Consider the following 14388-nt stretch of genomic DNA (forward strand, 5'->3'; position numbering starts at 1 on the left):
GTTCACTGGCGGGGCGCCGCGCCGAAGCGGCAGGTGACCGAGGCGCCGCCGTGCTCTTGTGAGGCGCCGAGCAGCATGCCGCCGCCCGACTCCTCCGCCGCCGTACGGGCGATGTCCAGGCCGAGGCCCGTGGACCCGGCTCCGCTCGCGCCCCGCGCTCCCACGTCAGCGGTGCCGTCGGCGCCGTCGGTGAAGCCGGGGCCGTCGTCCTCGACGGTCAGCACGGCGAAGGGGCGCGCGTCCCCGTCCGGCGCCGCCTCTGCGGCGGCCGTGACAGTGAGCCACAGTCCCGTTCCCTCGGGGGTGTGGTCCAGGACGTTGCCGATGAGCGTGTCCAGCACGGCGGACAGGTCGTCGGCGCAGACCGCCACCGGGGCCGATCGGGGCGTGGAGACGGTGAGCACCCGTCCCTGGTCCTCGGCGAGAGGTGTCCAGAACGCCGCCCGCTCCCGCACCAGTTCGGCCAGGTCGCACCGCCGGCTGCCGGGGGCGGTGCCCGCGCGGCGCGCGGTACGGATGACGCTGTCGACGCTGCGTTCCAGCGCGGCGACCGAATCGCCGATCCTGGCCGCCTCGTCCGCGTCGCGCAGCCCCTCCGCGTCCAGCCGCAGCGCGGCGACGGGGGTGCGCAGCCGGTGCGCGAGGTCGGCGCCGCGTTCGCGTTCGGCGGTGACGAGCCCGTCGATGCGCTCCCCCAGCTCGTTGAGGTGACCGGCGAGCCGGCGCAGTTCGGGCGGGCCCAGGGGGTCGGCGCGGGCGGTCAGTTCGCCGGCGGCGAGCCGGTCGGAGACGGCGGCGAGCCTACGGGTGGCCCGCACGATGCGTGCGGCGAGCCGGTCGGCGAAGGCGAGGCCGAGCAGCATCAGCGCGACGCCGAGTCCCAGGACGGCCAGCCAGGACGGCAGGACGCCCGCGTGCAGTTGGTCGTCGCCGACGGCGACCTGGACGACGGAAGCGGGGTGGCCGCCCGAGCCGCCGGCCGTCCCGGTACCGGCCTGGGTGCCGAGGACCGGGACCATCACCACGCGGCCGCCCCGCGAGTGGCCGGGCGCGTAGGTGAAGGCCCGGCCGCGGCGGGCGAGAGCGAGCGCGTCGTCGCTCACCTCGCCCACCCGTGGCCCGAGCACCGTGTCGTCGGCGAGCACGACGGAGGTGCGCGGCTGGCCCTTGCCGTTGAGCCCGTCGAGCACCCCGGTGACCACGTCGCGGCCGCTGCCGCCGCCCCTGCCCAGCGAACCGCCGACCACGGCCGCCACGGACTGCGCCCGTTCCGTCGCGTCGGTCATGGCCCGGTCCTCGGCGTGGCTGCGCACCAGCAGCGCGAGCGGGACGAGCAGGACGACGAGGACGACGGCGGTCGTGGTGCCGATGAGGACGAGGAGCTGCCGCCGCATCAGCCACGGCCCCCGTTACCGGGGCCGGCACCGTCCTCGGCCGCGGTGGACCCGGGCGCGGCCAGCTTCACGCCCACGGTCCGTACGGTGTGCAGATAGCGCGGCTGCTGCGCGGTCTCGCCCAGTTTCCGGCGCAGCCAGGACAGGTGGACGTCCACCGTCTTGTCGGCCCCGCCCAGCGGTTGCTGCCAGACCTCCGCCAACAGCTCGCGGCGCGAGACGACCTGGCCCTGGCGCCGCGCCAGGTAGCAGAGCAGGTCGAACTCGCGCGGGGTCAGCTCCAGGGCCTCGCCGTCCAGGGTGACCTCGCGGGAGGAGGGCGCGAGAAGGAGCCCGCCGACCCGTACGGGCGGCTCCGGCTCGTCGGGCCCGCCGCTGCCCAGCCGGCGGAGCACGGCCTTGATGCGGGCTTCGAGTTGGCCGGATCCGAACGGTTTGACGAGGTAGTCGTCGGCACCGTCCTCCAGCGCGGCGACGATCTCGGGCTCCTCGTCGCGCGCGGTCGCGACGATGACGGGCACGTCGCTGACCGACCGCAGCATCCGCAGCACCTGTCCGCCGTCGACGTCCGGCAGCCCCAGGTCGAGCACCACCAGGTCGGGCCGGTGGGTGACCGCGGCATCGAGCCCCGCCATCCCGGTGGAGGCGGTGGCGACGGCGTGCCCGCGGTCGCGCAGTGCCCGTACAAGGGCTGCGCGGAGCTGGGGGTCGTCCTCGACGACGAGTAGATGCGCCATACACGTACGTTAGTCATGCGGATCCGGACGGCTCCGGTGGGTGCTGCCGCCACTGCTGTCGCTGCTGACACCGGAACACCGGAACACCGGAACACCGGCGCACCGGCGCACCGGCACCGGCACCGGCACCGGCACCGGTGTCCGTACGAGCTTGTACCGGGCCCGCGCCGGGTTGTCCATCCGGCCGCGGCCGGATTGTGGCCCCCTTAACGCGGCGTTAGGGAACGGGACGGCAGACTCCGAGAGGTGAAGCGCATGGCCGACGACGAGCAGCAGCCCCCCGGCGTGGACCCGGACCGCACCGGGGGCGACGCCGCGGGCGCGGAGCAGACCAAGGGGGACGCGGGAGGCGAGAGGCGGCGCCGGCGCCTGGCCGCCACGGGGTGGCTGTGCGCGGTGGCCGCCGCCTTCCTGCTCGGTGCCTGGTCGTTCGCGCACGCCGATCCGGGCGGTCAGTACGGCCGCCCCGACCTCCTCACGGACGACGGCGTGCGGCAGGAACTGGCCCGGACCCAGCAGCGAGCAGGCGCCCACACTGCCGACCCGGACCCGTCCGCGCCCACCTCCCCCGCGCCGTCCGGCTCCGCGCCGTCCGGCTCCGCGTCCCCGTCGCCGTCCACGCCCGCCGCGGGGAGCTCCTCTCCCTCCGCGTCGGGCGGCTCCCCCCGGCACCCCGCAACCCGCACCAGTACGGTGCGCTTCCCCGGCGGGCTGGGCACCGCCCTCGCGGAGTGCCGTACCGACGCCCGTACGGTCACGATGCTGAGCTGGACGCCCGCGGAGGGGTACAGCGCGGACGACGTGGAGCCGGGCCCGGCGAAGAAGGCCACCGTCGAGCTGGAGCCCGCCGACGACGACGCGGCGGACCTGATCGTCAGCCTCCACTGCAGGGACGGCGAACCGCGGGCCGCTGTCGCAAAGAAGAAGGCCGACGTGGACGACGAGGCCGACGTGGACGACGACTGACCGGCCCGGCGGGCGTGAGCAGGGCGACACTACGCTGGCTGTCACCCTCCTGCGGGACCTCCCGCAGCACGCGAGCGAACCGAGGTACCGATTGTGACGACGCACCACCCCTCCTCCGCTCCCTCGGCCGCCGGCGCCGCGGTTTCCGGCCCGCCCGCGCCGGACCCGGCCGTGGGCCGTGCGGTGTACGCCGCGGACCGCGCCCACGTGTTCCACTCCTGGTCGGCGCAGGGGCAGATCGATCCGCCCGCGGTGGCGGGCGCGGAGGGGTCGTACTTCTGGGACTACGAGGGCAAGCGGTACCTCGACTTCACCAGCGGACTGGTCTTCACCAACATCGGCTACGCGCACCCCAAGGTCGTCGCGGCCATCCAGGAGCAGGCGGCGACGATGTGCACGTTCGCGCCTGCCTTCGCCATCGAGGCGCGCTCGGAGGCGGCCCGGCTGGTCGCGGAGCGGACGCCCGGCGACCTGGACAAGATCTTCTTCACCAACGGCGGCGCCGACGCCGTCGAGCACGCCGTCCGCATGGCCCGCGTGCACACCGGACGCCCCAAGGTGCTCTCGGCCTACCGCTCGTACCACGGCGGCACCCAGCAGGCGGTCAACCTCACCGGGGAGCCGCGGCGGTGGGCGTCGGACACCGGGACGGCCGGGGTCGTCCACTTCCACGCCCCGTTCCTCTACCGCACCCAGTTCTACGCCGAGACCGAGGAACAGGAGTGCGAGCGGGCGCTGGCGCACCTGGAGCAGACCCTCGTCTACGAGGGGCCGCAGACCGTCGCGGCCGTCCTCCTGGAGACCATCCCGGGCACCGCGGGGATCATGCCGCCGCCGCCCGGCTATCTGGCCGGGGTGCGCGAGATCTGCGACAAGTACGGCGTCGTCCTCGTCCTCGACGAGGTGATGGCCGGCTTCGGCCGTACCGGCACCTGGTTCGCGGCCGACCTCTACGACGTCGTACCCGACCTGATGACGTTCGCCAAGGGCGTCAACTCCGGCTACGTCCCGCTGGGCGGCGTCGCGATCTCCGCGAAGATCGCCGAGACCTTCGACCAGCGCCCCTACCCCGGCGGGCTCACCTACTCCGGGCACCCGCTGGCCTGCGGTGCCGCCGTCGCCACCCTGAAGGTGATGGCCGAGGAGGGCGTCGTCGAGCACGCCGCCCACCTGGGCGAGAACGTGATCGGACCGGCGCTGCGGGAACTGGCCGACCGCCACCCCTCGGTCGGCGAGGTGCGCGGCACCGGCGTCTTCTGGGCGCTGGACCTGGTGCGCGACAAGGAGACCCGCGAGCCGCTGGTGCCCTACGCCGCCACCGGCGCGGCCAACGCCCCCATGGCCGAGTTCGCCGCCGCCGCCAAGCGCGGGGGCCTGTGGCCGTTCGTCAACAACAACCGCACCCACGTCGTGCCGCCGTGCACCGTCACCGAGGCCGAACTCAAGGAGGGCCTGGCGGTCCTGGACGACGCCCTCACCACGGCGGACGCCCACACCACCGCCGGGGGCGCGGGCGCATGATCCGCCGCAGCACCCTGCGCTCGCAGGTCGCCACCGCTCTGCGCGACGAGATCCTGGCCGGCCGGCTCGCCACGGGCCGCGACTTCACGGTCAAGGAGATCGCCGAACAGTACGGCGTCTCCGCGACACCCGTCCGCGAGGCACTGGTCGATCTCGCGGCGCAAGGGCTGCTGGACGTGGAACAGCACCGCGGCTTCCGCGTCCACGAGTTCACGCCCGCCGACTACCGCGCCATGTGCGAGGCGCGGCAGTTGGTCGTCGACGGCATCTTCCGTGGTCTCGGCTCCGAGACCGACCCGGCCGCGGGACCGACCGCGGCCGGGCGTGCCCTGGGCGGGCTGAGCCCGCAGGTCCTCGCCTCCCTGCGCCGCCGCGCCGACGCGGCCGAACGCGCCGCGCGCGCCGGCGACCTGGACGTGCTGATCGCCTACGACCTGCGGTTCTGGCGGGAGTTGAGCGGCCTGCTCGGCAACCCCTACATCTGCGACTTCCTCGACCGGCTGCGCGTGCAGTGCTGGGCGTTCGCCGTGCCGCTGCTGCGCCGCCGGGCCACCTTGCGCGGCCGCCTGTGGTCTGGACACAACGCGCTGCTCGACGCCGTCGAGCGCGCGGACGCGCGCGCGGCCCGCGAGGTCGTCGCCACCTACCACCAGCACGCGCTGGCGCAGGCGGGCGCGACGGAACCGGACGCATGAACGCCCGGGCGCACTACGCTGAGCGCACTGCCCGTCCCTGACGGTATTGGAGCGCCCCTTGGCCTGTGACCTCTGGCTGGTACCCCTCGTCGACGTGCTCTGCCACAGCCCCGACAACCCCTTCGCCCAGGAGATCGCCACCTACGACCGGGTGCTCACCGAAGCCGGGCTGCCCACGGTCCCCGTCTTCGGCTACATGCCGGGCCTGTCGGGCGACGTCGCCCCCGTCGCGGGCTTCGACTACGAGGCCCTGCACTACCTGCGCCGCGCCCACCTGCTGCTGGCGGCGGGCCTGGAGGTCACACCGGTGGGGGAGCTGGGCGGCGACTACGAGCAGCTCCTGGAGATGTTCGAGCAGCCGGCGCGGCAGTCGCACCTGGTGTGGCACTACGACCACGCGGGCGCCTACATCCCGGTGGACTTCCCCGCCCCGCTGTCCGACGACGAACTGCTGGAGGGCGGCGGGCCCCTGGGCTCCAGCCACGGCCTGCTGCGGGAGCTGCACGCGGTGGCGCCGCACCTGGGCATCGACCCGGACAACCCGCCCCCGGCCCCGGCCGCCCCGCTCGGCCCCACCGACCTGGACGAGCCGGCCGCGTCCGCCGCCATCGGCTACGAGGACGGCACCCCGTTCGGGAGGGAGCGGCACGTCTGGCTCGGCCTGCACACCGCCGCCACCCGCAGCCTGGCCCAGGGCTCCATGATCGTCTTCGGCTGACCCCCCGGGCCGTACCCGCCTCGCCCCGGCCGCCCCGTCGACCGCTCCGTCTCCCCCGCCCGGCGTACGCCCTCAGCCGCCCGGCGGGCGCTGCCGCGGCATGGTGGCCCAGCCCGCGCCGCCCCCCGGACCGGCCGGGGGGACCCGGCGGGGCGGGGTACGCCACGGCGCCGGTGCGGAGTTGGAGGTGAGCGGCGTCAGCGGGGAGCCGTCGGTGCGGAAGGCGACCATCCAGTCGGTGGTCTCGGCGCGGAGGATCTCGCCGACGTCCTCCGAGAAGCGCCGCAGCACCGCCAGGGAGCGCTCGGCGGCCTCCCCGGCCGTCCCGTCGGCGGGGCCGAGGACCTCCCGTACGTTCTCCGCCGCCCACTCGTACCGCAGCGTCTCCAGCCGGCGGTGCACGGCCAGCGCCGCGGCCATGTCCCGCATCCAGCCGGAGGTGGCCCCCAGCCAGCGGTCGGCCAGCGCGCAGGAGGCGGCGAACAGCAGCGCGACGTATCCGAGATACCCGGCGCACCCGGCGGGTAAGGGCAGCCCCGTCAGATCGGCGAGCGGCACCAGGGCCCCCGCCGCGGCGCCGGCCACCACGCCGCCCCGCAGGGCCCGCGCCCATCTGCGCTTGCGCACCCGGTCGGCGAGGTACCAGTCGACGAGGCGCATCGCCTCCTGTTCCACCCAGCGGTAGAGCTCCTCCAGGCGTTCGGCGGGCTCGTCCCACTCCCCGGACGGGAACCCCCTCCCCAGCAGATCCGCCTGCTTCACCCGCTTCACGCGCACTCCCTCGGCTGCCTCGTCGGCGTTCCGGCCCCTCTCTTCCGGAGTCCGGCGGCCTCTTCCTACCGCCAGAAGTGGGGCCACGCCGACGATCCGCGCCGAAATCCCCTCAGAAGTGGCGCCCTGTCGGGTATAGGGCGCCGCACTGTCACCCGAACGGGCGCATGTGCCGACCGCCCCGGCGTCGCCGGTGGCGGCCGTACGGTCCGCGCGGGCGGACTGCCGGGTGCCGTTAGGGTGGCGGCGTGAGGATTCTGGTCATTGGCGGCGGTGCCCGCGAACACGCAATCTGTCGCTCGCTGGAGCTCGACCCCGAGGTCACCGCGGTGCACTGCGCCCCCGGCAACGCCGGTATCGCCGAGGTCGCCACGCTGCACGCCGTCGACGCGACGGACGGCACGGCCGTCGCCGACCTCGCCGCCTGCGACCAGGTCCGCGCCGACCTCGTCGTCGTCGGCCCGGAGGCCCCGCTGGTGGCCGGGGTCGCCGACGCGGTCCGCGCGCGGGGCATCCCGGTGTTCGGCCCGTCCGCCGAGGCAGCGATGCTGGAGGGCTCCAAGGCGTTCGCCAAGGAGGTCATGGCCCACGCGGGCGTGCCCACGGCCCGCAGCTACGTGTGCACCACGCCGCAGGAGGCCGACGCGGCGCTGGACGCCTTCGGCCCGCCCTACGTCGTCAAGGACGACGGCCTCGCCGCGGGCAAGGGCGTCGTGGTGAGCGACGACATCGAGACGGCACGCGCCCACGCGCGGGCGTGCGGCGGCGCCGTCGTCATCGAGGAGTTCCTCGACGGCCCGGAGGTCTCCCTCTTCGCGGTGACCGACGGCGAGACCGTCGTCCCCCTCCAGCCCGCCCAGGACTTCAAGCGCGCCTACGACGCCGACGAGGGCCCCAACACCGGCGGTATGGGCGCCTATTCGCCGCTGCCGTGGGCCGAGCCGAAGCTGGTGGAGGAGATCACCGCGACCGTCCTGGAGCCCACCGTCCACGAACTGCGCCGCCGGGGCACCCCCTTCTCCGGGCTGCTGTACGCCGGGCTGGCCCTCACCTCGCGCGGGCTGCGCGTGATCGAGTTCAACGCCCGGTTCGGTGACCCGGAGACCCAGGCGGTGCTCGCCCGGCTCCGCACGCCGCTGGGCGGGCTGCTGCACGCGGCGGCCACCGGCGCCCTCGCCGACTTCCCCGCGCTGCGCTGGAGCGACGGCGCGGCCGTCACCGTCGTCGTCGCGGCGCACGGCTACCCGGCCGGGCCCCGCACGGGTGACGTCGTCGAGGGGCTGGACGCCGTCGCGCGCGAGGACGCCCCGGAGGCGTACGTCCTGCACGCCGGTACGAAGGCGGACGCCGACGGCACCGTCCGCAGCGCGGGCGGCCGCGTCCTGTCGGTCACCGCGACCGGCACGGACCTGGCCCGGGCCCGCGCCCGCGCCTATGCGGCGGTCGGCCGCATCCGTCTGGAGGGGTCGCACCACCGTACGGACATCGCCCGGCGTGCTGCGGACGAAGCGGCCACCGGGAACTGACGGACGCGTATATACCCCTGTGGCCGCAGGGGCAAGAGCTCTACCCAAAGCCATTCCATCGAGTGACGAAGCCCTTGTACGGCTGACGCCCGCACAGGCCCCAACTAGGGTGCCGCTCAAGTGCCGTGAGGCCGTCGCCGCGGGCAACCGCGGGCCGAGGCCGGGGCGGTCCGTCGACTGGCGCAGCACGCATTGCGGTGTCGGAACGCGGTGACACAGTGGGTGGAAGCCGGAGAGCCCGGCTGCGGTCCCTAGCGGTCCCGAACGGAGCGGGGGTGAGTCGTGAGCTCTTCCGATGGCGTGAGCCTCGCCGGTGGTCCCGGCCGGCGCGCCGTCGCGCGCTCCGCGCGCGGCCACGCCCTCGCCGTGCTCCGGGTCCGCAGCACGGCCCTCGCCCTGGCCCTGCTCCCCGCCGCCCTCGCGGTGATCCTGTGGATGGGGCGCACGACGGACGCGTTCGGCCTCGGCCCCGGTCCCGCCTGGGACGCGGTGCGCTGGGCCGTGACGGGCCTGGCCGTGCTCACCCTGGCCTGCGCCGCGGTCGCCGCCCGGGTCGTCGCGGGCGGCCGCCCCGCCGTCACGCCCACGGTCCCGCTCGACGAACGGGCCGCCCCCGACCTGCACGCCCTGGTGCGGGACCTCGCCGAGCGGCTGGAGGTCCCGCCGCCCTCCGCCCTGGCCCTGACCCCCGACTGCGACAGCTGGCTGGAGGAGCGCACGGCCCCCGCCGACGGCTCCCGCCCCGCACCGGTCCTGGTCATCGGCTCCCCCTTCCTGTGGTGGATGCGCGTGGCCGAACTGCGCGCCCTGCTGGCCCCGGTCGTCGCCGGCACCGGCCCCTCCGCCCACCCCGACATAGCCGCCGCCCGCCGGTTCGTGCGCGCCCTGGACGCGGCCGTCGCCGGCCCCGCCGAGCCCGCCATGACCGAGCCCGCCATGACCGAGCCCGCCATGACCGAGCACGGCGCGGTCGAGCACGGCGCGGTCGGGTACGGCGCCGCCGGTGGCCCGGGGCCGCCCTCCCACGGAGCGCCGGGGTGGCAGCCCGCCGCCCCCCGCCGTCTCGTGCACCGCCTCGTGGCGCGGCTCGCCCGTCGGCTCCTGCGCGCGGTGGGGCCGCACGCCGCCGAGATGGAGCGCGGCGTCGCCGCGGCGGCCGCCGAACGCGCCCAGGCGGTCGACCACGGGCTGCGGGTGGCCGCCCAGGAACAGGTCGGCCTCGCCTACGCCGGCTGGGACCGGCTGCTGACCCGGGTCGCGCTGCCCGCCTGGCAGTTGGGGCTGTGGCCCACCCGCCTCGACTCCGGGGTGGTCTCCGCGCTCACCGAGCTCTCCCGCCGCGACCGCCTCGCCGAGGGCTTCACCTCGCGGCTCGGAGAACGCCCCGCCTGCGACCTGCTGGCGGAGCCGGGCCCCGTGGACGGCGCCGTCTCCCTGCTGGCCGCCCGCATCTTCATGGGACCGCGCCCCCCGCTGCCGCCCGCCCACGCGAGCGGAGCCGGTGCGGCCGGTCCCGCGACGCCGGGCGCAGCCGCCCCGCGGAGCGCGGGCAAGCAGGGGGACGCGGCGGCCACGCGGGGGCAGGCGGCCACGCGTGCGGAGGTGGAGGAGGCGGGCGCGCCGGAGTGGACGCCGGTGGAGTGGTCGGCGTATCCGGAGGAGGTCGTCGACCGCATCTGGCGCGCGGAGGCGGTCCGTCTCTTCGACGCCTTGGACGCCCTCACCGCGGGGGAGACCTCCACCGCAGCGCAGCCCGGCCCCGTGCCGTCCGCACCCCTCACCCGTACCGCGGGCGTCACCCGGGCGGGTCATACGCGAGCCGTCAGCCCGGCAGCCGCCCGTACGCGAGCCGCCGGCGAGGTCCTGTCCGACGAGGCGCGGGCCGACGAGGTACGGGCCGACGCACTGCCGCCCGGTGGAGAGCGGGACGGCGGGGCGGATGCGGCCCGCCGCCTGGCGGGGCCCACGCTCGCGCGGGTGCTGGAGCGTTTCACCGCACCCGACGGGACCGAGACGCTGGCGGCACGTCTCAGCGCGGAGGTGGCGCGCGCGGAAGCCGCCCGCGCCCCCGGGGCCATCGGTGCGAGCCCCGGCGCGCAGCTCTCGGAGTGCGCCGGTGAACCGCCCGCGGCGCCCCCCGCGGAGGCCGCGCCCTCCGTACCGCCGGCCCCCATGGGGCTGCCGCTCACGATGCCGCGCAGCGCCCGCGAGGTGCTGGCCGACCACGTCACCGCAGTGGTCTGCTGTGCCGCCGTGGACACCGCGGGGGCAGCCCCGGGGCTGGACTGGCTGGACGGACCCGCCCTGCTCGTCGAGGGAGAGCGGGCCGGGGAGCTGACCGGTCTGGTGCTCGCGCTGGTCGAGGACGGGGACGCGGAGGGCCTGCGGGAATGGCTGGCACGGGTCGGGGTGCGGCCGGAGAAGCCCGTACGACTCGTCTGAAGATCACCTCCGACCACGGGACGACGAAGGGTGACCATCCCCTTGCGTAGTGTGATGTGCTGTCTGCCGTCACCCACGCGGCACAGCGGAGACGGACCGAGGGCGCCGGGGAGGGAGCAGCACATGGGGACCGAGCGGACGAGGACCGAGCGGACGAGGACCGATCGGATCGAGCCCCCCTCCGGCACGGCCGGGCCGCAGCCGCTCCGGCGGTGGGAGTCCGGGGCCCTCGCGCACGCGGTGACCGACCCCTTCGGGCAGGGGCCGCTGCCCTGGCTGCGGGTGAGCGAGAACTACTTCGAGAACGGCCGCCTCGTCCCCTGGTACGTGGACTGCGTCGATCAGGCGCCCGGCCAGACCTCCCGCACCCCCGAGCTGGTCCGCGAGCTGGCAGGCGGTGGCCAGACCCTCCCCAAGCCCCGTACCCGCGGCCTGTCCAGCAGCGCCCCGCCCACCGCCGACGACGTGCGCTGCCAGATCAAGGGCTTCGCCTCGGTCCCGGGCGGGACCCCGCCGGGCGAGTCCCTGGACTTCCGTATCACCGTCAACCCGCCGCAGGACTTCAGCGTGGACGTCTACCGGATCGGCCACTACGGCGGCGCCGGTGCCACGAAGATCACCACGAGCCCCCGGCTGTCCGGCATCTCTCAGCCCGCCCCGATGACCGCCGACCGCACCGTCTCCTGCCACCACTGGTGGCTGTCCTGGCGGCTCCAGATCCCCGAGTACTGGTCCACCGGCGCCTACGTCGCCGTGCTGACCACCGCCGACGGGCACCGCTCCCACATCCCCTTCACCGTCCGCGACCGCGACCCCGGCGACCTGCTGCTCCTGATGCCGGACGTGACGTGGCAGGCCTACAACCTCTTCCCGGAGGACGGCCGCACCGGGGCCAGCCTGTACCACGCGTGGGACGACGACGGCCGGCTGCTGGGCGAGAGCGAGGCGGCGACGACGGTCTCCTTCGACCGCCCGTACGCCGGCTCCGGCCTGCCCCTGCACGTCGGACACGCGTACGACTTCATCCGCTGGGCGGAACGGTACGGCTACGACCTGGCCTACGCCGACACCCGCGACCTGCACGCCGGGCGTATCGACCCGACCCGCTACCGGGGCCTGGTCTTCCCCGGCCACGACGAGTACTGGTCGGTGCCGATGCGCCGCGCCGCCGAGCGGGCCCGGGACAGCGGCACCGCGCTCGTCTTCCTCTCCGCCAACACCATGTACTGGCAGGTCGAGTTGGACGCGCTGCCCTCCGGCGCCCCCGACCGGCTGCTGACCTGCCGCAAACGGCGCGGTCCCGGGCGCCCCGCGCTCTGGCGCGAGCAGGGCGACCCCGAGCAGGCGCTGCTGGGCATCCAGTACGCGAGCCAGGTCGCCGAGCCGTACCCGCTGATCGTCCGCAACGCCGACCACTGGCTGTGGGAGGCGACCGGTGCCGCCGAGGGCGAGGCGCTGCCCGGCCTGGTCGCGGGCGAGGCCGACCGCTACCACCCGCGCACCGTGCTGCCCCGGCACACCGATCGCCTTCTGCTCGCACACTCCCCCTACCGCGACCGCGGCGGCGCCGTCCGCCACCAGGAGACCTCCCTGTACCGGGCACCCTCCGGCGCGCTCGTCTTCTCCTCCGGCACCTTCGCCTGGTCCCCCGCCCTGGACCGCCCCGGCTACGTCGACTCCCGCGTCCAGCGCGCCACCAGCAACCTGCTGGACCGCATCTGCAAACGCGACTGATCCGCTGCGACACCCGGCCCGGCGGGCACGGTGCCCGGGTCACGAGGGAGAATCAGGGAACCCGCGGTGTGTCGGCCGCCTCCAGGGAGGAAAAACGTGACGGGATTCGTCGAAAAGCCCGAGCCCGCCCAGGTCCCCGGCCTGGTGCATCTGCACACGGGCAAGGTGCGGGACCTGTACCGGAACGAGGCCGGCGACCTGGTGATGGTCGCCAGCGACCGGATCTCCGCCTTCGACTGGGTCCTGCCCACCGAGATCCCCGACAAGGGCCGCATCCTCACGCGGCTCTCCCTGTGGTGGTTCGAGCAGTTGGAGGACCTGCCCAACCACGTCGTCGGCACCGACGTGCCCCCCGGCGCCCCCGCCGACTGGGAGGGGCGCACGACGGTGTGCCGCTCCCTGCGCATGATCCCCGTCGAGTGCGTGGCCCGCGGCTACCTGGCGGGCTCCGGGCTGCTGGAGTACGAGCGGGAGCAGACCGTGTGCGGCCTCGCCCTCCCGCCCGGTCTGGAGAACGGCTCCGAGCTGCCGGGCGCGATCTTCACGCCCGCCACCAAGGCCGAGGTGGGGGAGCACGACGAGAACGTCTCCTACGAGGAGGTCGCCCGCCGGGTCGGCCCCGAGACGGCGACGGCCCTGCGCCAGTGCACCCTGGCCGCTTACGACCGGGCCCGCGACATCGCGCAGGAGCGCGGCATCGTCCTGGCCGACACCAAGTTCGAGTTCGGCTGGGACGAGGCGGGCGGGGAGCCGGTGCTCACCCTCGCCGACGAGGTGCTCACCCCCGACTCGTCCCGCTTCTGGCCGGCCGACAGCTGGCAGCCGGGCCGCTCCCAGCCCTCCTTCGACAAGCAGTACGTCCGCGACTGGCTCACCTCACCGGCCTCCGGCTGGGACCGCACCTCCGAGCAGCCGCCGCCCGCCCTCCCCGACGAGGTCGTCGAGGCCACCCGCGCCCGCTACGTCGAGGCCTACGAGCGCCTGACGGGCGTCCCCTGGAGCTGACATTGGGCGCCGGCACACCGGCACACGAAGAAGGCCCCGGTCGTGGGACCGGGGCCTTATCTCGTGCTGCTTCCTGCGAGCGGACGACGAGGCTCGAACTCGCGACCTCAACCTTGGCAAGGTTGCGCTCTACCAACTGAGCTACGTCCGCCTGCTCCCCGCCGGTCCGGCCGGACCGCCGTGGTGCGCGGCCCAGTATAGCCGTACGGCACCCGGCCGGTGACCGGCGTCCGTACCGCTCGGACACCGCTCAGATCCACCCCCGCTCGCGGGCCGCACGGGCCGCCGCATGCCGGTTCTCGGCGCCCAGCTTGGCCACGGCCGCGGACAGGTAGTTGCGGACGGTGCCCTGGGTCAGCGACGCCCGTTCGGCGATCTCAGCGACGGGCGCACCGTCCGCCGCCAGCTCCAGCAACTCGGCCTCCCGCGCCGACAGCGGCGAGTCCCCGGCACTGATCGCGTCGGCGGCCAGCTCCGGGTCCACGTAGCGGCTGCCGGAGTGCACGGTACGGATGATCTCCGCGAGCTGTTCGGCCGACGCGGTCTTAGGCACGAAGCCGCGCACCCCCACGGACAGCGCCCGCTTCAGATGCCCCGGCCTGCCGTGGCTGGTGACGATCATCGTGCGGCACTCGGGCACCGAGTCCCGCAGCGTGGCCGCGACGCGCACCCCGTCCGCACCCGGCATCTGCAGGTCGAGCACCGCCACGTCCGGGTGGTGCGCGGTGGCCATGGCCATCGCCTCGGGCCCGGACGCCGCCTCCGCGACGATGACGAGGTCGTCCTCCAGCGCGAGCAGCGCCGCCAGGGCCCCGCGGATCAGATGCTCGTCGTCCGCGAGCAGCACCCGGATGGGAGCCGCTCCGCCCCCTCCGGACG

At 75.2% G+C, this 14388-nt stretch carries 12 protein-coding genes and 1 tRNA gene; 8 read left to right on the plus strand and 5 right to left on the minus strand.

Annotated elements, in window-relative coordinates; genetic code table 11:
* Positions 1 to 2: 2 nt before the first annotated feature.
* Together H297_RS0126960 and H297_RS0126965 are read right to left on the minus strand one after the other, a co-directional pair.
* Positions 3 to 1394 (minus strand): sensor histidine kinase, encoded by a 1392-nt coding sequence (locus H297_RS0126960; protein ID WP_027739590.1) that lies wholly within the window; start codon positions 1392 to 1394, stop codon positions 3 to 5.
* On the minus strand, positions 1394 to 2131 hold the full coding sequence (locus H297_RS0126965) for a response regulator transcription factor (protein ID WP_027739591.1): 738 nt from the start codon (positions 2129 to 2131) through the stop codon (positions 1394 to 1396). Before H297_RS0126965 ends, H297_RS0126960 begins: the two co-directional genes overlap by 1 nt.
* A gap of 255 nt (positions 2132 to 2386) precedes the next feature.
* Between H297_RS0126965 and H297_RS43410 the strand changes: the two genes are divergently transcribed.
* From H297_RS43410 to H297_RS0126985, 4 genes are all read left to right on the plus strand, one after another.
* Positions 2387 to 3097, plus strand: coding sequence for a hypothetical protein (locus H297_RS43410; protein ID WP_051352211.1), 711 nt, complete (start codon positions 2387 to 2389; stop codon positions 3095 to 3097).
* A gap of 93 nt (positions 3098 to 3190) precedes the next feature.
* A complete protein-coding gene (locus H297_RS0126975; protein ID WP_051352212.1) occupies positions 3191 to 4618 on the plus strand; it encodes an aspartate aminotransferase family protein in 1428 nt (475 codons plus the stop codon).
* Positions 4615 to 5313, plus strand: coding sequence for a GntR family transcriptional regulator (locus H297_RS0126980; RefSeq protein ID WP_027739593.1), 699 nt, complete (start codon positions 4615 to 4617; stop codon positions 5311 to 5313). The genes H297_RS0126975 and H297_RS0126980 overlap by 4 nt, the downstream gene beginning before the upstream one ends.
* Before the next feature lie 58 nt (positions 5314 to 5371).
* Entirely contained in the window at positions 5372 to 6031 is a 660-nt protein-coding gene (locus tag H297_RS0126985; RefSeq protein WP_027739594.1) for a hypothetical protein, read from the plus strand.
* 72 nt (positions 6032 to 6103) lie between these two features.
* Here the strand turns inward: H297_RS0126985 and H297_RS0126990 are convergent, their stop codons facing one another.
* On the minus strand, positions 6104 to 6802 hold the full coding sequence (locus H297_RS0126990; protein WP_027739595.1) for an SLATT domain-containing protein: 699 nt from the start codon (positions 6800 to 6802) through the stop codon (positions 6104 to 6106).
* A gap of 248 nt (positions 6803 to 7050) precedes the next feature.
* On the opposite strand from H297_RS0126990, the gene purD reads away from it, so the two are divergent.
* The 4 genes from purD (at position 7051) to H297_RS0127010 (ending at position 13509) form a co-directional block, all read left to right on the plus strand.
* Positions 7051 to 8328 carry a phosphoribosylamine--glycine ligase gene (gene purD / locus H297_RS0126995; RefSeq protein WP_027739596.1) on the plus strand — a complete coding sequence of 426 codons (1278 nt, stop codon included), beginning with the start codon at positions 7051 to 7053 and terminating at the stop codon, positions 8326 to 8328.
* Between the two features lie 282 nt (positions 8329 to 8610).
* Positions 8611 to 10770: a M48 family metalloprotease gene (locus H297_RS0127000; RefSeq protein ID WP_078514637.1), complete on the plus strand. Its 2160-nt coding sequence runs from the start codon at positions 8611 to 8613 to the stop codon at positions 10768 to 10770.
* Positions 10771 to 10893: 123 nt separating this feature from the next.
* On the plus strand, positions 10894 to 12504 hold the full coding sequence (locus H297_RS0127005) for a N,N-dimethylformamidase beta subunit family domain-containing protein (RefSeq protein ID WP_486589685.1): 1611 nt from the start codon (positions 10894 to 10896) through the stop codon (positions 12502 to 12504).
* Positions 12505 to 12600: 96 nt separating this feature from the next.
* On the plus strand, positions 12601 to 13509 hold the full coding sequence (locus H297_RS0127010; protein WP_027739599.1) for a phosphoribosylaminoimidazolesuccinocarboxamide synthase: 909 nt from the start codon (positions 12601 to 12603) through the stop codon (positions 13507 to 13509).
* 78 nt (positions 13510 to 13587) lie between these two features.
* Here H297_RS0127010 and H297_RS0127015 read toward each other — a convergent pair.
* Positions 13588 to 13660: transfer RNA gene (locus H297_RS0127015), tRNA-Gly, on the minus strand.
* Between the two features lie 99 nt (positions 13661 to 13759).
* Complete coding sequence (locus tag H297_RS0127020; RefSeq protein ID WP_027739600.1) at positions 13760 to 14362, minus strand: response regulator transcription factor; 603 nt, start codon at positions 14360 to 14362, stop codon at positions 13760 to 13762.
* Between the last annotated feature and the right edge of the window lie 26 nt (positions 14363 to 14388).

This window comes from Streptomyces sp. CNT360 (assembly GCF_000424785.1).